The organism is Lacrimispora xylanisolvens, assembly GCF_002934545.1.
GTDB classification, from domain to species: domain Bacteria; phylum Bacillota; class Clostridia; order Lachnospirales; family Lachnospiraceae; genus Lacrimispora; species Lacrimispora xylanisolvens.
The window spans coordinates 1-20,720 of record NZ_PTJA01000020.1 but is presented as its reverse complement, the minus strand read 5'-3'; the positions used below and the strand labels follow the sequence as shown (position 1 = coordinate 20,720).

General features: G+C 43.5%; 20 protein-coding genes and 1 other RNA gene. 12 read left to right on the top strand and 9 right to left on the bottom strand.

Translation table 11 applies throughout. The features are described 5' to 3' along the window. Positions 1-233 precede the first annotated feature (233 nt). Entirely contained in the window at positions 234-1,937 is a 1,704-nt protein-coding gene (locus BXY41_RS25430; protein WP_432765534.1) for an oleate hydratase, read from the top strand. 199 nt (positions 1,938-2,136) lie between these two features. Further along, positions 2,137-3,810, top strand: a complete 1,674-nt coding sequence (locus tag BXY41_RS25425) for a peptide ABC transporter substrate-binding protein (protein ID WP_185140398.1) — start codon at positions 2,137-2,139, stop codon at positions 3,808-3,810. Positions 3,811-3,875: 65 nt separating this feature from the next. Here the strand turns inward: BXY41_RS25425 and BXY41_RS25420 are convergent, their stop codons facing one another. From BXY41_RS25420 to nagB, 8 genes are all read right to left on the bottom strand, one after another. Next, entirely contained in the window at positions 3,876-4,427 is a 552-nt protein-coding gene (locus BXY41_RS25420) for a TIGR01440 family protein (RefSeq protein WP_104439677.1), read from the bottom strand. A 39-nt stretch (positions 4,428-4,466) separates the two neighbouring features. Continuing rightward, complete coding sequence (locus tag BXY41_RS25415) at positions 4,467-4,886, bottom strand: HIT family protein (protein ID WP_104439721.1); 420 nt, start codon at positions 4,884-4,886, stop codon at positions 4,467-4,469. 169 nt (positions 4,887-5,055) lie between these two features. Further along, positions 5,056-5,460, bottom strand: coding sequence for a bacteriohemerythrin (locus BXY41_RS25410; protein ID WP_104439676.1), 405 nt, complete (start codon positions 5,458-5,460; stop codon positions 5,056-5,058). A gap of 67 nt (positions 5,461-5,527) precedes the next feature. Next, entirely contained in the window at positions 5,528-6,538 is a 1,011-nt protein-coding gene (locus tag BXY41_RS25405) for an ABC transporter ATP-binding protein (RefSeq protein ID WP_104439675.1), read from the bottom strand. Beyond that, positions 6,492-7,349, bottom strand: coding sequence for an ABC-2 family transporter protein (locus tag BXY41_RS25400; protein ID WP_242980397.1), 858 nt, complete (start codon positions 7,347-7,349; stop codon positions 6,492-6,494). Before BXY41_RS25400 ends, BXY41_RS25405 begins: the two co-directional genes overlap by 47 nt. Further along, the gene (locus tag BXY41_RS25395) at positions 7,342-8,172 is read right to left on the bottom strand and encodes a hypothetical protein (RefSeq protein WP_104439674.1); all 831 of its coding nucleotides are present in this window, start codon (positions 8,170-8,172) and stop codon (positions 7,342-7,344) included. Before BXY41_RS25395 ends, BXY41_RS25400 begins: the two co-directional genes overlap by 8 nt. 138 nt (positions 8,173-8,310) lie before the next feature. Continuing rightward, positions 8,311-8,463, bottom strand: coding sequence for a hypothetical protein (locus BXY41_RS26925; protein WP_170072598.1), 153 nt, complete (start codon positions 8,461-8,463; stop codon positions 8,311-8,313). Between the two features lie 62 nt (positions 8,464-8,525). Next, the gene (nagB, locus tag BXY41_RS25390) at positions 8,526-9,260 is read right to left on the bottom strand and encodes a glucosamine-6-phosphate deaminase (RefSeq protein ID WP_104439673.1); all 735 of its coding nucleotides are present in this window, start codon (positions 9,258-9,260) and stop codon (positions 8,526-8,528) included. Positions 9,261-9,377: 117 nt separating this feature from the next. Between nagB and BXY41_RS25385 the strand changes: the two genes are divergently transcribed. Further along, positions 9,378-11,030, top strand: a complete 1,653-nt coding sequence (locus tag BXY41_RS25385) for a DUF6128 domain-containing protein (RefSeq protein WP_104439672.1) — start codon at positions 9,378-9,380, stop codon at positions 11,028-11,030. 19 nt (positions 11,031-11,049) lie between these two features. Here the strand turns inward: BXY41_RS25385 and BXY41_RS25380 are convergent, their stop codons facing one another. Beyond that, entirely contained in the window at positions 11,050-11,745 is a 696-nt protein-coding gene (locus BXY41_RS25380) for an anaerobic ribonucleoside-triphosphate reductase activating protein (protein ID WP_104439671.1), read from the bottom strand. A 73-nt stretch (positions 11,746-11,818) separates the two neighbouring features. On the opposite strand from BXY41_RS25380, the gene tadA reads away from it, so the two are divergent. The 9 genes from tadA to BXY41_RS25335 all read left to right on the top strand — a co-directional run bounded on the left by tadA (position 11,819) and on the right by BXY41_RS25335 (position 20,287). Further along, positions 11,819-12,307: a tRNA adenosine(34) deaminase TadA gene (gene tadA / locus BXY41_RS25375; RefSeq protein WP_104439670.1), complete on the top strand. Its 489-nt coding sequence runs from the start codon at positions 11,819-11,821 to the stop codon at positions 12,305-12,307. A gap of 68 nt (positions 12,308-12,375) precedes the next feature. Beyond that, positions 12,376-12,637: signal recognition particle sRNA large type (ffs, locus tag BXY41_RS25370), an RNA gene on the top strand. Positions 12,638-12,839: 202 nt separating this feature from the next. Continuing rightward, a complete protein-coding gene (locus BXY41_RS25365) occupies positions 12,840-13,919 on the top strand; it encodes a 6-phosphofructokinase (RefSeq protein WP_104439669.1) in 1,080 nt (359 codons plus the stop codon). Between the two features lie 12 nt (positions 13,920-13,931). After that, positions 13,932-15,521: a DNA polymerase III subunit gamma/tau gene (gene dnaX / locus BXY41_RS25360; RefSeq protein WP_104439668.1), complete on the top strand. Its 1,590-nt coding sequence runs from the start codon at positions 13,932-13,934 to the stop codon at positions 15,519-15,521. Between the two features lie 31 nt (positions 15,522-15,552). Further along, the gene (locus tag BXY41_RS25355; RefSeq protein WP_104439667.1) at positions 15,553-15,906 is read left to right on the top strand and encodes a YbaB/EbfC family nucleoid-associated protein; all 354 of its coding nucleotides are present in this window, start codon (positions 15,553-15,555) and stop codon (positions 15,904-15,906) included. A gap of 2 nt (positions 15,907-15,908) precedes the next feature. Continuing rightward, positions 15,909-16,505, top strand: coding sequence for a recombination mediator RecR (recR, locus tag BXY41_RS25350; RefSeq protein WP_097006959.1), 597 nt, complete (start codon positions 15,909-15,911; stop codon positions 16,503-16,505). 29 nt (positions 16,506-16,534) lie between these two features. Beyond that, positions 16,535-18,709 (top strand): tetratricopeptide repeat protein, encoded by a 2,175-nt coding sequence (locus tag BXY41_RS25345; protein ID WP_104439666.1) that lies wholly within the window; start codon positions 16,535-16,537, stop codon positions 18,707-18,709. Between the two features lie 13 nt (positions 18,710-18,722). Continuing rightward, positions 18,723-19,556: a Cof-type HAD-IIB family hydrolase gene (locus BXY41_RS25340; RefSeq protein WP_341457888.1), complete on the top strand. Its 834-nt coding sequence runs from the start codon at positions 18,723-18,725 to the stop codon at positions 19,554-19,556. Continuing rightward, the gene (locus BXY41_RS25335) at positions 19,553-20,287 is read left to right on the top strand and encodes a CvpA family protein (RefSeq protein ID WP_242980395.1); all 735 of its coding nucleotides are present in this window, start codon (positions 19,553-19,555) and stop codon (positions 20,285-20,287) included. The genes BXY41_RS25340 and BXY41_RS25335 overlap by 4 nt, the downstream gene beginning before the upstream one ends. Positions 20,288-20,720 lie beyond the last annotated feature (433 nt).

The window sequence follows — 20,720 nt, the reverse complement described above, 5'->3', positions numbered from 1 at the left end:
ATAGACCTCCTTATTCATTATTTTCATTGTAAAAGAATACATAAAAAATTACGATAGACAAAATAGAAGAATTGTCTGGTTTTTCGACACCATATTAAGGGTGTCGTTTTTTTATACAGGAACAAAAGCATGTATGGTGACGGAAAAAATGTTGTATGATAATATAAGTTTATCAATTGATTTTAAAAGAGATTGGAGTGTGGCTTATGTTAAAAAAAATGGAGAAAAGTAACATGATGAAATTACTGGCACTGGGGGCGGCAGCAACGGCAGCAGGTGTGGCTGCCAGGACACTGTATGAACGAACTGGAAAATCAAAAAAGGCAAAGCGGATGGATTCCAAAAACAATTCCGTTATTCCGAAAGGAAAGGCTTATTTTGTAGGAGGCGGCCTTGGCAGCCTTGCAGGAGCAGCCTATCTGATCAGAGACTGCAAGATGCCCGGTAACCAGATCACCATCTTTGAGGGGATGCCCATCTTTGGAGGAAGCAATGACGGTATCGGTACTCCTGAAAAGGGATTTGTCTGCAGAGGAGGACGCATGCTCAATGAAGAAACCTATGAAAACTTCTGGGAGCTGTTTCGATCCATTCCCTCTTTAAGTAAGCCGGGAAGAAGTGTAACAGAAGAGATTTTGGATTTTGATCATGCCCATCCGACCTCAGCCAAGGCAAGGCTCATTGACAAAGATGGAACCATCCTTGATGTGAAAAGCATGGGATTTAATCAGAAAGAACGTATGGCTTTACTGAAATTAATGAATACACCGGAAGAAAAGCTTGATGATATGACCATTGAAGAGTGGTTTGCAGATTCGCCTCACTTTTTTACCACCAACTTCTGGTATATGTGGCAGACTACCTTTGCATTCCAAAAATGGAGCAGTCTATTTGAATTCCGCCGTTATATGCGCAGGATGATATTGGAATTCTCCCGTATTAATACATTGGAAGGCGTTACAAGGACTCCTCTCAATCAATATGACAGTGTAATACGCCCGCTTGAATCATATTTAAGAAAAGAAGGGGTTATTTTTGCAGAGAACTGTACAGTAACTGACATTGACTTTGCAGAAGGAGATGAGATTACCGCTAAAGTTCTTCATCTGACTGATCATGGGGTTACCCGTATGTTAGAACTGGAAGATGATGATATCTGCATTATGACCAATGCATGCATGACAGACAGTGCTACATTGGGTGATCTTCATACACCAGCTCCAGCGCCTGTTTTGAGGCCCATATCCGGGGAATTGTGGAGTAAAGTGGCAGTGAAAAAGCAGGGACTTGGAAATCCATATCCATTTTTTGGAGATGCCAACGAAACTAACTGGCTGAGCTTTACCGTAACCAGCAAAGGAAACAAGCTTTTAAAGCTTATTGAGGATTATTCCGGCAACATTCCGGGAAGCGGTGCCTTAATGACCTTTAAAGACTCTAACTGGTTAATGAGTATTGTTGTTGCTGCGCAGCCTCACTTTCCTAATCAGCCCATGGATCAGACCATATTCTGGGGTTATGGCTTATACACCGATAAAATAGGAGATTATATCAAGAAACCAATGAAAGACTGTACGGGAGAGGAACTTCTTACAGAGCTTCTCTGCCACCTTCATATGGAAGACCGCAAGGATGAGATAATGGCAGATGTGGTAAATGTAATCCCATGCATGATGCCTTATGTAGATGCCCAGTTCCAGCCACGTAAAATGGTTGACCGTCCGGAGGTGGTTCCAGCCGGCTCTACCAACTTTGCAATGATCAGTCAGTTTGTTGAGATTCCGGATGACATGGTATTTACGGAAGAGTATTCCGTTCGTGCTGCAAGAATAGCAGTTTACACACTGATGGGAATTGATAAAAAGATCTGTCCGGTTACGCCCTATGTGAAAGATCCTAAGGTATTAGTTAAGGCAGTGCAGACCTCCTATCGTTAATAACCAAAATGTCTTTGTGAGCCAGACGAAAGATGGGTATTAATCGTCTGGCTCTTTGGTGCTTTATCACGTTATAACCTTAATATACAAGAGTTTAATGCGAAAATGCTCGTTGCATGATTGTCCCTTTTGTGGTATGCTATTACTCGTGTTGTCCTTGAAGGACGGACGAATGAACGTAAATACGGAGGGAAGTATTATGAAGAAAACAGCAATCGTATTAGCCGCTGTTCTTGTCTCTGGCCTCGTTTTAAGTGCATGCGGAGGTAGTACCGGAAAGACCGGCACAACACAAAGCAGCACCGAGAAGACAGAAGCAGCAGCCAACACCTCAACAGGGGGGCTTGACCTGGCAGTACAGCTCGGATCTGATGTGGAAACCATTGATCCGGCTCTTAGTACAGCAATTGATGCATCTAACATTATTATGCATGCCTTTGAGACTCTTATGACATTTGATGAGAACAACAAAATCGTTCCTGGTCAGGCAGAATCCTATGATGTCAGTGATGACGGACTTACTTATACCTTCCATTTAAGAGATGGTTTAAAATGGAGCGATGGTTCGGATTTCACCGCAGAGGACTTTGTATATTCCTGGAAACGAATGGCTGATCCTGCTACAGCAGCACCCTATGCAGCAGATATGCTTTCCGTTGTCAAAGGTTATGACGAAGCAGCAGCAGGTAATGTTGATGCACTGGCAGTCTCTGCTCCTGATGCAAAAACTTTCGTAGTTGAGCTTTCAGGTCCTTGTGTATACTTTGACAAGATTGTGACTCATGCAAGTATGGCACCTGTGAAAAAAGATATCGTGGAAGCGAAAGGTGACCAGTGGTCCCTGACTCCGGATTCCTATATTTCAAACGGTCCGTTAAAGATGATCGAATGGGTACCAGGATCTCACATCACATTTGCTAAGAATGAAAATTACTGGAATGCCGATAAGGTAACTTTAAATACTTTAAAGTTCGTTCTTATGGAAGATGCTAATGCAGCATACAGCGCATACCGGACAGGTGAAATTCAGATGATACGTGATGTTCCAACAGAAGAAATTCCAAATCTTAGAGATTCCGCTGAATTTCATTTAGAACCACGTATGGCAACATCCTATACTATTTTTAACACCCAGAAAGAACCATTTACAGATGCGAAAGTACGTCGTGCATTAAGTCTTGCAATTGACCGCGGCTATATTGCCGATACTCTTATGATGGGAACAGCACTTCCTGCAGCCAATTTTGTAGGACCTGGTATCTCTGATGAAAAAGAAGGCTCTTCCTTTGAAGAGGTAAGCCGTACAAATAATGGCGGTGACTATTTCAGCGTAGATAATTATGCAGCTGATCTTGAAAAAGCAAAAGCTCTGCTGACGGAAGCTGGATATCCTAACGGGGAAGGATTCCCTGCGATTGAATATATGACCAACGACGCCGGCTACAACAAAGCTGTTGCTGAGTACTTACAGAGTGCCTGGAGTGAGCTTGGAATCAGAATGGATATTAAGATTGTTGAGTGGTCTACATTCACACCTACCCGCCGTGCCGGTGATTTCCAGATCTGCCGCGGAGGCTGGGTTTATGATTATGATGATCCTTCCAACATGCTGAATCTGTTCTCAACTGACAGCGGAAACAACGATGGAAAATATTCCAATGCGGAAGTAGATAAACTCCTGACTGAGGCGAGAATTACTGCTGATAAAACAGAGCATTTTGATAAGCTTCATAAGGCAGAAAAAATCATGATGGAAGATGCTGCAGTATCACCGCTTGTATATTCCAGCGATTATTATCTGCAGAAACCTGAAATTAAAGGAACATGGCATTCTCCATACGGCTACTGGTTCTTTATGTACGCTACAAAATAATCGAATAATAGAAAAAACCTGCTGTCATCGGTTCACTGTGAACCGTCTGACAGCAGGTTTTTTTATTATTCAATGGTATCATCATAAGAAGCGCGGACACCGCCGATGTATTTTGGTCTGGTACGGGCTGCAACCACATGGGCAGAGCCAATATACTGGGTTTTTATGCGAATGGGAACGGCTACGGCTTTCAAATGCATTCCGATCAGTGTGTCTCCAATATCAATTCCAGCATGAGCTTTAATGGATTCTACTGCAACCGGATGTTCAAGGCCATGGTAGGCTGCAAGTGAGAAGGAGCCGCCGGCCTTAAGCTGCGGTACCACATTGACCGGTTCATAATGATAGAACTCCGCTGCTTCCCTTTCTAATATGAGTGCCCTGTTTAAATGCTCACAGCACTGGGCAGCCACATAAATTCCCTGTTTATGAAAGACTTCATAAATAGCCGAAAATACTGCCTGGCCGATCTCTGCACTGGAATGAGAGCCGATTCTGTGATCGGATATCTCACTGGAAGAGCAGCCGATCACTACCAGGTCCTTCTCCTTTAAATGAGATGCGTCCAAAACTTCTTTTGCGGCTTTGCCCGCCTGCTTTTTGATTTCATCTAACATAATCCGGCACCTTCCTTCCTGTACAGTCTGTCTGTTTGATTATAAGGCTGCACGAATGGCTTCAGCCATTTTCTCATACTCATCATCGGTTAAATATACCTTATCCGGATTCATGGTAAATGTGCCTCCCCACTCATCTCCCCCATTGTATTTGGGAACGATATGCATGTGAAGATGACAGCCTGTATCACCATAAGCGCCATAATTTACTTTATCCGGATTAAAAACCTTGTGAATGGCTTTGGATACTTTGGAAACTTCAGCAAAAAATGCATTTCTCTCTTCATCGCTGATATCAATCATCTCGCCCACATGATCCTTGTATGCAAGGATGACTCTGCCTTTTTTGCTCTGTTCTTTAAATAAATATAAAAAGCCTGTTTCCATTTCACAGACAGGATAACCAAATTTAGCAACCAAGTCTCCCTTCATACAATATGCGCAATTTGTGTCTTTCATAATCATGTACCTTCTTTCCAGTAATTTGTTTTTGATTTCTGAACCTATTTTATCAAAATACAGACGGAATGAAAAGAGAACACAGCAATTATTTTATGCCGCAGCACAAAAAAACAGCTTCCTGCCAGAACTCAGGTAAGAAGCTGCTTGATGATTATTCTTATTTGGATCAGGATCTGCTTTTTAGGTGAGTTGCAACTTTGACATCTTCTTTTTTGATATGGTTGATCAGCCAACCTGCAATGGCACTGTTTACTTCGCCAACCAGTGCAATGGTAGGACCTTCCTTATCCAGCTTCTGGCAGATTCCTGCAACTACCTTCTTAAACTCTTCATGGTAGCGTTTGTGATTTGCATAATCGGGATACTGGCTCTGAAGCTGGAGTTTTTCCTCATCTCCAAAATGCTTGGCAGTATAATCCTGTAAAAACTTAGTAGTATTGGCCAGCTCTGCACGGCCTTTACCGGTGGAGCAGGCAGTCAGTAAATTATTGATCGCATCAATCAGCTGACGGTGTTCTGAGTCAATTAACTGGTTTCCGGTCTCCAGATCCTTTGTAAATGCGTATGCCATATGTACACCTCTTTCGTTATAAATAATGTAAGTATATTCTACACTAAACCTACAAAAAAACCAACTGTTAATTTTCCCGCCAGCTCAGATATAAATTAGCCACTACATCTTCAATTGGTGCCTTTTTAATTTCCATATCGAGGATCTGGGGAAATTCAGAAAGTAGCCCCATAACCTTATGGATTTCTAATACATTCCGGTCAAATTCGTATTCGTGAACTCCACTTTCTGTTTTTAAAAGCCGCATACCCGGAATGGAAAGTGGTGTCTCCTCTTTTGCCGTAGTAAGTACAATCCGGTAAAAGCCTCCCATCACATTTCGCAGTTCATCAAAGTCTCCGTCAAATGCAAGTTTCCCCTTGTTAATAAGAATGATTCTTTGTGCCATTTCTTCCAGATCGTCCATATCATGGCTGGTTACCACCACCGTTGTTTTATTTTCAAGGTTAATCTTCTTTAAAAACCGGATCATCTGCTGCTTGGCAAGTACATCAAGACCAAGTGTAGGCTCATCAAGAAAAATCAGTTCCGGACTGTGAAGCAGAAGCATGGCAATATCCGCCCGCATTCTTTGCCCAAGACTCAGCTCCCTGGTAAAGGTTTTTAAAATATCGGAAAGATCCAATAGTTCTGTTACCATCTCCAGGTTCTTTTTGTAAACGGAATCCGGAATGTTCCACACTTCCTTTTTCCATTGGAAGCTGGATATCACCGGATGGTCCCACCATAATTCTGTGCGCTGGCCAAACAGGACTCCGATATGGCTCATGAGTTTGATCCGGTCTTTGGCGGGATTTAATCCCAGTACAGATACCGTTCCTTCTGTAGGCATGAGAATACCGGAAAGAATTTTTATTGTAGTGCTTTTACCGGCACCATTGGCACCTGCATATGCAACGAATTCCCCTTTCTTTACCTGAAGCGATATGTGATCAAGAGCTGTTACCACCCGCTTTTCCGGGTGCAGAAGATTTTTAATGATGTCGCGGGCGGTGCCGCTTCGCTGCCATTGGCAGTATTCTTTTGTTATATTATCGATGGCCAAAGCCGGAGTATCTTGGAGAACCATAGGTTTCATAATAATTCATACCTTTCTTAAATGTGATAATTGCTATAAATGAAAAAATAGCAGCTGCAATAGGCAGATAGAATGCTTCCGGAACGAAAACCGCCTCTAATCCGTATTTCCCAGCTTTTATTAAAAGTGTGGAAGGAAGCCAGGCACAAAGGCCCACGGGAATCAAGGATAAAAAAATGTGCTTTTGAAAGCCTTTCATATTACCCAGCGGGTAAGTTTTTAATGAAGAAAATAATTCCTTTCCCACCCCGGCAATTTCCTCTGCAGCAGCAGGGGCATAGAATGCAGAGCATGAAATCAGATAGATAAATGACATCACAATAACAATCGAGCAAATGCTGTAAAAAAGGAACAGCAGTATAGTAAAAGCGTTTATAGGTAAACCAGCTCTGATGGCACCGTAAGCAGTGAGCCCTATTCCAAAAATCATTATGGGAGAACCGGAAACAGGGGAAAAACCCTGTGCCAGAAGTTCTGCCCACAGAGGGACGGGCTGAATCATGATATGGTCAAGCTGTCCCCTGCCAATAATCCGGCTGACCATGCCGGTATTATTACCCATAAAAAATACCATAAAAATACCGTCAATAAAGAGAGCGTAACCCATCATAAATAAAACTTCATTTTGGGTCATACCGGAAAAATTTTTAAAATTTGCGGATAACAGGCAGACACCTGCAATGGTGCACCCACCGCTTACAACATCAGAGACCAGTTGAATAAAGAAATAACGGGTATCCCGTAGAAACCATAATAAATCCATTTTTGCATATTGCCTGTAAAGCCTGATTAATATTTTGAAATTATCCACCAAAAGAGATCATCCTTTCTTTGCTTTTATTAAACACGTAAATGGCAAGAGCCCATAAACTAACAGCCCAGAAAAACTGAAGCGCCAGAACCCTGTGAGGGAAAAGGGCGGTACCGGTGTAGATGGTCAAAGGTCCATGGGCGACTGAGCCCAATGGAAGCAGGGAAAAAAGCGCTCCCAATTTCTTTGGAAATAAAGAAAATGGTATCATTTCTCCGGAAAGCAGGGAATAAACTGCCTCTCTGACAGCAAGAGCTGCAAAGCATCCATTTTTTAGATTCATGGCTAGAGAAGCGAACAACAAATCTATGGCAAATCCAATACAAATTGCCAGCAGCAGACTTATGAGAGAGAGAATCCCCATGCGAAAAGAAGCAGGCAACGGACTGACAGACAGAACCGGTGCAAAAAGCAATAATGGAATACCCAGAAATAAGAAGTTGGGAACCCAGAATCGGCCAATGGTTTCTGAAATAAAGCTTGCTTCAATTGCCATGGGCCTTAAAAAACGCCCAATGACGGATCCCTCCCACAAGGACGAAGTGGCGGGAGAAATAATATTTAATTCCTCATGTAATACGGCAGACATCAGCGTGTAGGTCATTAACTGGTCTAATGATACGTTTGCTGGCAGAGCATTCGTTTGTGCCAAAGTCTTCCAGATAAAGGTCAGCATAATGAACTGCGCAATCTGAACTACGTATCCTCCAGCTACACAGAGAAAGCCTCCGTCAAAAATTTGTTTCGAGCAGATTAAAGTTGTGGAGCATACGGCTCTTGAGAGAGAGCCGCAGCCGGACAGAATGGTTTTTACCTGTTTCATAGGTCATATCCTCCATATTGTGTGTTTCGAATCAAAGTGGAAAATGTCCGTTCAGACTGCCATTTCGAAAAAACGCACAAAAAAACCCGGTGCAGGAGCATCCGGGCGGAAAATCAACCGAAAAACCAGTGGTAAAACCTACCGGCTAACAGAATAATTTTCAGATGAGACGCTGCCTTTTTCGTAAAAATGGGCGTACTGATACACGGACGCGTCAAAATTACCGAAAACTGCAGAGATATTATTAATGTTAGTCCATAATGAAGTGGCTTTCATAGATATGTTTCTCACAGCGTCTCACCTCCTTTAAAAAATTTAGCTCATTATATCATTATAAGCAATTTACGTCAAGATTAGTTTGTCTCCCATTTTGACAGTGCTGCTTCATCGGCTACAATAATAACATCCGGATGGAGCTGCAGAATGGAAGCAGGAACTTTTGGGGTCACCGGTCCGCAAAGGGCATTATACAGAATTTCTGCCTTATCTTCGCCGCTTACCATTAACAGGATTTTTTTCGCTCTGATAATCGTACCGATTCCCATGGTATAAGCCTGGCGCGGAACCTGATCTGCAGATTCAAAAAAGCGCTTGTTTGCTTCAATGGTGCTTTCCTGTAAGTCAACAATGTGGGTATCTTTTGGGAAGATATCGGAAGGCTCATTAAATCCGATGTGCCCATTATGACCAAGCCCAAGAATCTGTAAGTCAATACCTCCCAGATTTCTGAGAATCTCTTCATATCTGGCAGCTTCTTTTTCTGCATCTGATTCCATACCATCAGGTATATGAGTATTGGTTACATCGATATTTACGTGCATAAATAAATTCTGCTTCATAAAGTGGTAGTAACTCTGGTCATTATCTCTGGTTAATCCCTTGTATTCATCAAGGTTTGCTGTCTTTACCCGGGAAAAATCCAAATCACCTTTGTTGTACCATTCAATCAGCTGTTTGTAGGCACCTACAGGTGTAGAACCGGTAGCAAGTCCCAGAACGCAGTTCGGCTTCATAATGATCTGGGCAGATATAATATTGGCTGCTTTTCGGCTCATGTCATAGTAGTCTTTTGCACGGTAAAGCTTCATTTTTATCATCCTCCATGTTTTGGAAAAAATTTTTATTTTATTCTTTCATTAGGATATCATTTTTATGTCATAGATGCAATGCCATTTTGCATAAAATAGTGATAAAGGAGTGGTGGCATGTCTAACTATCGAAGACTAATCTCATATATTTATGCCTACGAAGGCGGAGTCAAAGGAAAAAACATCGGATTTGCCAAGATAGAGACGAGAGGAATCCAGTGCAAAATTACGGTAAGTGTGAAAAGAATTTATGTAGGCGGCAACGACATTGGAGTATATCTATTGGCCGGAGAACAGGAAATATACCTTGGTAATATTTTCATACGAGGCGGTTCCGGTGAATTCAGAGCCACAGTATCCGTAAATGATATTGAACGTTCCGGTTTTAATATGGACCAATGTTTTGGACTGACCATACATGATGTAAAAAATACATGGAGATCTTATACCACCATATGGGAGGATGCAGTTGCTCATGCTGCAGCAGTTGATCTGGAAAATACAGATTCTGTTGTAAAAGAAAATTCTGCCATATCGGAAGAACAGATTAAAAAAGCTGTTCAGGAGATAGAAAAAGAGTTTCCACTGGAAGATGGAGACAGTCAGGATACAAAAAATGAAGAAGAGGTTCTTCTCCAGGCGGAAAGTCCGGCGTCATCCGACAGTGAGCCAAGCCCGGAGGCCGAAAGTCTCATGCCTGAGATCCAGCAGATGACAGGTTCCATACCTCAAGATGGAAATACCAGAACCTCAATGACCGGTCCAACAGCAGGAGGAAGGCAGGGGAATCCGCCTTCAGTCACTGCGCCTGCACCGGATAGACAGCAAAACACACGTCCGACCATGACCGGACCGATACCTGGCTGGTGGCAGGAACCACGTCCTACCGGACCAATGCCGACGACCCCGATGCCGAATGTTACAATGCCGACAGGGCCGATGCCGACAGGGCCAATGCCAGCTGGAACCATGCCAACAGGAACCATGCCCACAGGGTCAATGTCTCCTGTACCAAACACAACTGGCCCGGCATCTCCAAGGCCGCGTCCAACGGGACCGATGCCAACAACACCAATGACCGCAGAGTCCGTACATACAGATCCAACCGAAGAGGCTCAGACCGTTTTACAAAGCCAGCAGGAATCTGTTCCCTTAATGCCAAAGCCCATGATGTCTGAAGCTGAAGATGGCGGATTAAAAGAATCTGTCCAGATGAGTTCGGGCGACGCAGGTCTGGCAGAGGACGCAGATGTATTTCCTGAGCCCGAGGCAGGAACTACCCGTTTGTACCGCGCAGATGCCGTAATAAAAGAAACTAAAAACCAGGACCATACGGAAACAAAGCTTGGTGATCCAGAGGTACTGGAACATTTGCGCCAAAATGAAAGTCAGGAAGAAAATCAACATAGTGTGATCTGGGAAAAATTGAGAAAAGAACATACCAGGATTCTGGCGTTTGATTATGAAGACGGATGTGAAATTCTGACGATCAAACCTCAGGATATTGGTCTTCTTCCCAGAGATGCCTGGGTATATGGAAATAACAGTTTCTTATTGCATGGTTACTACAATTACCGGTATCTGATCCTTGCCAGGCTTAACACGGAAGGAACGCCCCGCTATCTGCTGGGAATTCCGGGACATTATTACAGCAATGAACGATATATGGCATCTATGTTCGGTTTTCCTAATTTTGTGCTGTCAAAAGATCAGCCAATGGAAGATGGACGTTTTGGATTCTGGTATACTGATATAAAAGTAGGGGGCTGAAAAAGCCCCCTGGTTTGCGTTAAAAAGATTCGCCCCGGAGCATGGCTCCCGGAAGAAATGGTTTTAATACTTTTAAAAAGCCCTTCAGTTCACTGTCTGAAAAAGAAGTGTAGCCCGGGCATAAAACCTGATCAGAATCCACATAATTTTGAAGAAAGTACGTTGAATCTCCCTCCAGCCAGTTGCCGATGTCCACGAAATCACCCATAGTATGAATTCCTTTTACCACTGTGGTGCGAAATTCATATGGGATACGGTTTTCCATCAAAAATGCAGCGCTTTCTTCCACGTTCCTTATTTTAAGATCCCCGGTTCCGGCAGCTTTCTTATAATGCTCCCGACCGGATTTTATGTCCATGGCTATATAATCCAGAAGCCCTTCTGTAATCAGCTTTTTTAACACATCAGGACGATAACCGTTGGTGTCAAGTTTAATGAGATAACCCAGCTCCCGGATTTTTCGGATAAATAAATCCAGTTCAACAGCGAGCGTAGGCTCTCCGCCGGTAATACAGACACCCTCCAGAATCCCTTTTCTCTTTATAAGGAAATCTAAAATTTCTTCCTCTGAGAACAGTGACGCTGCATCGCTCCCGATCAATCCGCTGTTATGGCAAAAAGGGCAGCGGAAATTGCAGCCGCCCAGAAAAATCGTGGCAGCCACATGACCTGGATAATCCAGAAGTGTTGTTTTTTGAAGACCACATAGCTTCATCTATTCACCATTCCTTTATTTCATGATATACTTAGGACAAGTATAACACATTAAACAGTAAAGAGGAATCATTATGACAATAGATGAAAAATATATGCGTCAGGCAGTTACACAGGCAAAGAAAGCCGGAGCAGTTGGCGAAGTACCCATTGGGTGTGTGATTGTTTATGAAGATAAAGTGATAGCCAGAGGATACAACCGGCGTACATCAGATAAAAATGTGCTGTCCCACGCAGAAATCATTGCAATCCGGAAAGCCTGCAAAAAGCTGGGGGACTGGAGACTGGAAGACTGTACCATGTATGTAACCCTGGAACCCTGTCCCATGTGTGCGGGAGCGATTGTACAGTCCAGAATGAAGAAAGTTGTCGTTGGCTGTATGAATCCCAAGGCAGGATGCGCAGGCTCCGTTCTTGATTTGTTTCATGAGAAAGGGTTTAATCATCAGGTGGAAATGGAATCTGGAGTACTGGGGGAAGAATGCGCCCAGATGATGAAAAAATTTTTTAAAGAATTAAGGGATAATAAAAAACAGAAAATGGAAGATACAATTACCCCCTAAATCCTTGACAATCAGGTGGTTTCCATGTATACTTAACTGCGATTAAGTCATAATACGTCATAAAGTTTCCGTGCAGCCGGGGAGATAGCGGTGCCCTGTACCTGCAATCCGCTCCAGCAGGGGTGATGTCTCACCCAGGGCCGGCTATTGTAGGGCTGCCCCTGATAAGTGGCGATGACGTTTGGGTCTTACGCAACAGATCTTCATGAACCGTGTCAGGGCAGGAATGCAGCAGCACTAAGTGGAACCTTCTGTGTGCCGTGAGGGTGCCTGGACCGAGTTAACTGTCAGGGTAACGCCTGTGATAGCGGTTCAAAGTGAGACGCACGGATTAAAATATAGTTATCAGGACGCCGGAGAGCAGTGAATTGCTTTGCGGTGTTTTTTCATTTTTAATATTTCCTTACATTATCTTATGAAATAAAGTTTTCCCTTGCCCCACATTCCCCTTTGTATTATAATTGAGAATAAAATGGGTATAATAGTACCTATTTCCAAATAACAAATCTAATCAAAGAAGAGGTGTGCTTTTATGATGAGAATTGGAATTCTTACAAGCGGCGGTGACTGCCAAAGCTTAAATGCTACCATGCGGGGCGTTGCCAAAGCATTGTACCGGCTGTTTGATGATATTGAGATTGTAGGATTTGAAGACGGTTATAAAGGTCTTATTTATGCGAATTACCGTGTGATGAAGCCGGAAGAGTTTTCTGGAATCCTGACAAAAGGGGGAACCATTCTTGGAACCTCCAGACAGCCGTTTAAACTGATGCGGATACCGGACGGGAACGGTCTCGATAAGGTAGAAGCGATGAAGCACACCTATAAAAACTTAAAGCTGGAATGCCTGGTTGTTCTTGGCGGAAACGGCAGCCAGAAGACGGCCAATCTCCTTAGGGAGGAAGGCTTAAATGTTGTATCGCTGCCTAAGACCATTGATAATGACTTGTGGGGAACTGATATTACCTTTGGCTTTCAAAGTGCGGTTAATGTGGCAACTAATGCCATCGACTGCATCCATACAACGGCTGCTTCCCATGGACGAGTCTTTATTGTTGAAGTTATGGGTCATAAGGTAGGCTGGCTGACTCTCTATGCAGGGATCGCCGGTGGGGCTGATATTATTCTGGTTCCGGAAATTCCATATGATCTGAATGTAATTATAGAAGCGTTAAAGAGCAGAACCAGAGAAGGCAAGAAGTTTTCCATCATTGCCGTTGCAGAAGGTGCGATTTCCAAAGAGAATTCCGTCCTGACGAAAAAAGAACTGAAAGAAAAAAAGAAGAATGGCGTGATTTACCCTTCTGTGGCCTATGAGATCGGAGCTCAGATCACGGAACGGACCGGACAAGAAGTCAGGGTTACCGTTCCAGGTCATATGCAGAGGGGCGGAGAACCATGTCCATATGACAGAGTAATTTCCACCCGCCTTGGGGCAGAAGCAGCAAAACTGATAAAGAACAGGGAATATGGCTACATGGTGGCAGTTAGCAACAATGAAATTGTTAAGGCACCCCTGGCTGAGGTAGCCGGTAAATTAAAAACCGTCGATCCGGAATGTTCCATCGTTAAGGAAGCCAAGATGATCGGAATCAGCTTCGGCGACAAATAAGGAGTAACAGGCATGTCATATACGGCATTATATCGGAAATGGCGCCCTTCATCCTTTGCAGATGTAAAGGGACAGGACCATATTGTGCAAACACTTAAAAACCAGATTATATCCCAGCGTATCGGGCATGCATATCTGTTCTGCGGAACCCGGGGAACCGGTAAGACCAGTATCGCAAAGATCTTCGCAAAAGCAGTCAATTGTGAACAGCCTGCAGATGGCAGCCCCTGTGGCGAGTGCCGTACCTGCAGAAATATTGCAGCAGGTGCTTCATTAAACGTTGTCGAGATTGATGCGGCATCAAACAATGGTGTGGAGAATATCCGGGAGATCAGAGAGCAGGTTCAGTATCCCCCTACAGAAGGAAAATACCGGGTTTATATTATCGATGAGGTTCATATGCTTTCAACAGGAGCATTTAACGCATTATTAAAAACCCTGGAAGAACCACCCTCATATGTTATATTTATTCTGGCGACAACGGAAGTACACAAGATTCCGGTCACAGTATTATCCAGATGTCAGCGCTATGATTTTAAACGCATCACAGTTGAGACCATTGCTGAACATTTAAAAGAACTTACACAAGCAGAAAAGATCCAGGTGGAGGAGAAGGCGCTGACTTACATTGCCAAATCGGCAGATGGAGCGTTAAGAGATGCTTTAAGTCTGTTAGATCAGTGCATTGCCTTTCACTACGGAGAACTTCTTACCTATGATAACGTACTTGATGTGCTTGGAGCAGTGGATATCACGGTATTCGGAAGGCTGTTTCGGGCCGTAGCACAGAACAAAACCAAAGACTGCATCGCATGTCTGGAAGATATGGTGATTCAGGGCAGAGAGTTAGGACAGTTTGTAGTTGATTTTATCTGGTATTTAAGAAATCTTTTAATTATTAAATCCGTGGACGACGGAGAGAATCTTATGGATATGTCGACGGAGAACCAGAATCTGTTAAGAGAAGACAGTAATCTTGCGGATCCCGAGACACTTCTCCGGTATATCCGTGTGTTCTCAGATTTGTCCAATCAGCTGCGTTACGCTTCACAAAAGCGTGTGCTGATAGAAGTTGCACTGATCAAGCTGACCCGCCCTCAGATGGAACAGAACTATGATTCGATTCTGCAGCGCATCAAAGGCATTGAAAAACAGCTGGAGAGCGGAACATTTCTGCAAAAAGGAGAAGCGTCCGCAACCGCTGAAGCCAGCTTAAATGCAGGTGAGGCAGAGGCACTGACTCCGGCCCAGAGAGTTGCACTTCCCCAGGGGCAGTTAGAGGATTTAAACTTAATCCGAAGTGATTGGGGAAAAATCATACGGGAACTGGGTGGTCCCATACGGGCCAGCTTTCGGGAGACTGTGGTGGAACCCGCCGGTGAGAGCCGGCTTTGTGTGGTCTTTTCCGATCAGAGCAATTATATGATTGGAAGCCGAGAAACTACCATCGCCGATATTGAACGGTATGTGGAGGATCATTATAAAAAATCCATTGCCTTTCAGACAAGGCTCAGGGGCGGAGGCGAGCGTATGGATACCATTTACGTCAGCGACGAAGAATTGAAAGCCAACATTTTAATGGACATAACAATAGAAGAATAAAACGATTATGAAAATATAGGAGGATTACACCATGGCAAAACGTGGCGGTTTTCCAGGCGCTATGCCTGGCAATATGAACAATTTAATGAAGCAGGCACAGAAGATGCAGCGTCAGATGGAAGAGACAACAAAAGCTCTGGAAGAGAAAGAATATAAAGCGACAGCAGGTGGCGGAGCGGTTACTGTAACAGTTTCAGGTAAGAAAGAGGTAACTTCCGTAAAATTATCCCAGGAAGTGGTTGATCCCGATGACATTGAGATGCTGGAAGATTTAATTATGGCGGCTACCAATGAAGCATTCCGTCAGATGGAAGAAGACAGCAGTTCCGCTATGTCTAAATTAACCGGTGGAATGGGAGGATTAGGCGGAGGATTTCCGTTCTAATTATGGATTATTACAGCAGTCAGATAACCAGATTAATTGAAGAGCTTTCAAAGCTCCCCGGTATTGGCAGTAAATCAGCACAGCGCCTGGCATTTCATATTATTAATATGCCGGAGGAACAGGTAACAGGCCTTGCTTCCTCTATAACAGAAGCAAAACGTAACGTGCATTACTGCAAAGAGTGTTTTACTTTAACGGATCAGGAGCGCTGCCCCATTTGCAAGAGTGAGAAACGCAATCATAAGGTTATTATGGTGGTGGAAGATACCAGAGATTTAGCTGCCTATGAAAAAACCGGAAAGTTTGAAGGCGTTTACCATGTGCTCCATGGAGCCATATCCCCTATGCTGGGAATCGGACCTGGAGATATTAAGCTGAAAGAATTAATGCAGAGGCTGCAGGGAGATGTGGAAGAAGTGATCATAGCCACAAACTCCAGTCTGGAAGGTGAGACAACAGCCATGTACATCAGTAAGCTGATCAAACCTACAGGAATCAGGGTTACCCGCATAGCCAGCGGTGTTCCCGTTGGCGGAGACTTAGAGTACATAGATGAGGTGACATTGTTACGGGCTCTGGAGGGCAGAGTCGAACTGTAACTCATTTGCCTTGTTAGGAGATGCAAAGAATGGATAAGTACGAGTTTAATATAAAAGTTGAACAAATTAAAAAACTGGTCGGTAAAAACGACTATGAGACGGCTATGAAGATCGCCGATACAATCGACTGGAGAAGAGTCCGCAACACCAATTTGCTTTCCATGGTAGCCATGGTATACGAGAAAAATGAGGATTATCAGGAGGCAAAGGAGATCCTTTTACAGGCATTTGAACGGGCGCCTATTGGAAAAAGGCTTCTCTATAAACTGGCAGAGCTGGCCATTAAAGAAGGCAATATCGAGGAAGCCGAAAGCTATTATAAGGAATTTGGAGATCTGGCTTCTGAGGATCCCAGACAGCAGCTTCTGCGCTATATGATTTTAAAGGCAAAAGGTGCACCAGCCCAGCAGCTCATTCATTCACTTGAATCCTACACCAGTGTGGAGCTTGATGAAAAATGGCTTTACGAACTGGCGGAACTTTACAGCCTTGCCGGGATGGCGGAACGCTGTGTAGAGACCTGTGACCGTATTATGCTGATGTTCGGACTTGGAAAATATGTAGAAAAGGCAATGGACTTAAAAGTTCAGTATGCCCCTCTGACAAATTACCAGATGGATCTCATAGAAAACAGAGATAAATATGAAGCCAGACTTCGTGCAGTAGAGCAGGAGTATGGCACCGGTAAAAAAGTAAGTGTACAGCTGGAACCGGAGATTGATTATTATCAGGAAGAACCGGAAATCAGTCAGTATTCCAATATGGTATATGAGGAATCCGTAGAAGAAGATTATGAAGCCAGCATGCAGGAAGCGGAAGTACAGGAATCTCTTGCGAGAGAGATGTCCAGAATTTCTTATGAAGATCCGGTGGTTGAAGAAGAACCGGCTGCAGAGCATACCAGAGTGCTGGAAGATATCCGCAGAGTAGGACGTAACATTTCCGTTTTCCCAAAAAGCGTGGAAAATTATGTACCGGAAGAGGAGGAAGTGGAAACATACTCCGAGCCGGTTATTGAAGAGGAAGAGCCCGAGGAATTTGGTCAGGAGATTTTCGGTATCCAGTCAGCTGCTACTGCAGAGGAAGATGAAGTCTATGATCTCCCTCAGGAAGAAAGTTTTGATAATGAGGAAGAGCAGTATTCTAACTATTATGAGCCAGAAGCAGCATATCAGGAGGAAGACGGAAGTGGATATCATTTCCCTCAGCAGGAAGAAGGGGAAGAGTTTGCTTTTGAGGATTTGTATGAAGATGAGGAAGAAGAGGAGGCTGTTGAAGAGCCCGTCCGCAATCATCTTATGATCGAAGCCAGAACTCCTGAAAAAGGACTTCAGATGGCAGTAGAAGCATTAAAGCAGATCCACAGGGAAAGCGGTGTGAATAATCCGGTTGCCAAGATTTCAGGATCCAAACTTTCAAAGCGTGGAGTATTTGCTTCTGCAGATAAGCTTTCTGGAAAAGATTTAGTAATAGAAGAAGCCGGAGACTTAACTCCGGAAGCTCTTGATGAGTTAAACCAGCTCATGGAAAGAGATGCCAGCGGAATGATCGTAGTTTTAATCGATAATCCAAAGCAGATGGAAACGCTGCATCAGGACCATCCGGTTCTGGCCAGTAAATTTGAATGCATTGGCAGCGGAGAGGAAGTTCCGCTTCCTGAATCCGAACCGGTGCCTGTTCAGAGGAATTCCCGGGTTTTACAGGAGAGAGAAACGTATCAGCACGAACCGGTAATGCAAAACAATGCCATAGAATACCAGCAGAGTCAGGAATACCATTACGCTGAATCCGATGAGTACGATCAGTATGAGGATGATAGTCAGGAGCAGGATTACGAAGAGGGTGATTATTACGAGGAGTCTGCATACGAACCAGTGGACGAGCCCTCCTCCAGACAGCAAAGTCAGCCTGAGTATTCTGGCGAAGAGATGGATATCGACGAATTTGCACAGTATGCCTGCCGGTATGCCAACGAAATTGACTGTAATATTACAGGAAAAAGTATGCTTGCCCTCTACGAGAGAATTGAAATCATGGAGGAAGACGGCGTTCCTTTAAACAGAGCAAATGCAGAAGGACTGATTGAAGAAGCTGCAGACCGGGCTGAAAAGCCAACTGTGGGAAGGCGGATCAAAGGTCTGTTTTCTACAAAATACGATAAAGACGGATTGCTTATATTAAAAGAGGAACATTTTATTTATTAAATGGAGATAAATCGTGGATATTAAACTCATTGCAATTGATCTGGACGGAACACTGTTAAACAGCAGGAAACGTTTGTCCGACCAAAATCGGGAAGCTTTGATAAGCTGTATTCGCAAAGGAATACACATTGTTCCATGTACCGGAAGGACTGTTGATGGAATACCGGCTGAGGTAAAAGATATACCTGGAATCCGGTATGCCATCACCACCAATGGTGCGGTTGTTGAGGATATGAAAGAAAATGTGGTAATAGACACAAGGCTGTTAAGCTGCGATCTCGCATTGGAACTTTTACGGTTTGTAGATCCGTACCATGTGATGTATGATCCGTACATAGACAGACGGGGAATTACAGAACCACGCTTCATGAATCATCTGTCAGAGTTTGCACTGACTTCTGAGTTGCAGGAACTGGTACGTAACACCCGTGACGTTTGTCCGAATATTATAGAGTTCGTAGAGAATGCCAGGAAACCTGTTGAAAAGATCAATTTGTTTTTTGGTGACATGGAAGAACGAGCAAAGCTAAGGGCTGAGCTGGAAAAAAGAAATGATATTCTGGTCACCTCATCAATTATCAATAATCTGGAAATCAATGCACCTGATGCTACAAAAGGAGATGCAATCATAAGGCTTTCGTCCCATCTGGGAATCAGTCCCAGTCAAACGATGGGAATTGGGGACGGAGAGAATGATTTCACTATGATTACAAAAGCCGGAGTCGGAGTTGTTATGAAAAATGGCAGCAAAGAACTGATGGAAGCAGCAGACTATGTAACGGAAACCAATGACGAGGATGGAGTAGCCTCCGCCATCAGGAAATTGGTATTGGAAATGGAACTATGACGAAACTGTATATGGAAAACTGGTTATCGGTAATTGCCGGAGTTTATTTGCTTGGAATGGTTCTTTACGGTCATCACAGAGGATTTATCCGGTTGGTTGTATCGATATTTGCAATGATCTTATCACTGACCGTTGTTCGGGTATCGCTGCCGGCTGTAACTACTTATTTAAAAGAGAATACCACTCTTCAGCAGACAGTATCTCAAAATATTGTAAAGGCAGCAGGTCTTGCTCAGGAACAGAGTTCCGGGGAAGAGATGTCAGACAAGCCTTCTGCACAGAGAACCATGATAGAAAATCTGAATTTACCCCGCACGGTCAAATCGGCGCTGATTGAGAATAACAACAGTGAGATTTATCAGATGATGGGAGTTCAGGCATTTACTGATTATGTAGGGAACTATCTAGCAGACACCATTATTAATTCAGCGGGATTCGTTTTGCTGTTTGCAGCTGTCTATATGGCGTCTAAGCTAATAATTCGTTGGCTGGATATTATAGCAAGACTTCCTATTATATCGGGGATTAATAAATTAGCGGGTGCAATAGCAGGTGGACTGGAAGGATTATTGTTCCTCTGGCTGGCGTGTCTGTTAGTTACAGCATTCTCTGGCACGGAATGGGGCATGATGATTACCCGGCAGATTGAATCAAGCCAGTGGCTTTCGTTTCTTTACAGCCATAATCTGCTGAACCTGATGGTTCTGGGGGTATTGCATGGCCTGATCTGAGAGAATAATTGTATTTATGATATATGCAATTGAAACAAATCTGCAGGGAAACGGACCAAAAGTCTTTCCTGCAGTTTTTTATTGCCATCCCAACATATAGAGAAATTCCGTAAAAACGTATATATATAGTAGTAAAATCAATTCTCGAAAAATTGTATGAATAAATGACACAAATTCCCTTGACAATCTTTTAGGGACATGATATATTATAGTTCCGATGCGGAACACACCGCAAAGGCGATCGATTTAAACCGATTGAAAAAATAAAAAAAGTTGTTGACAAAGAAACGGCAACATGATAGAATAAATGAGTTGCTGATCGAGAGATAACAACAAAAAGCACTTTGAAAACAGAAGATTGAACAGTATGTAAAACCCTGAAAATTCTAATAATAAGCTGTGTTTGAACAGCTTTGAATGAGAAATTCAGAAC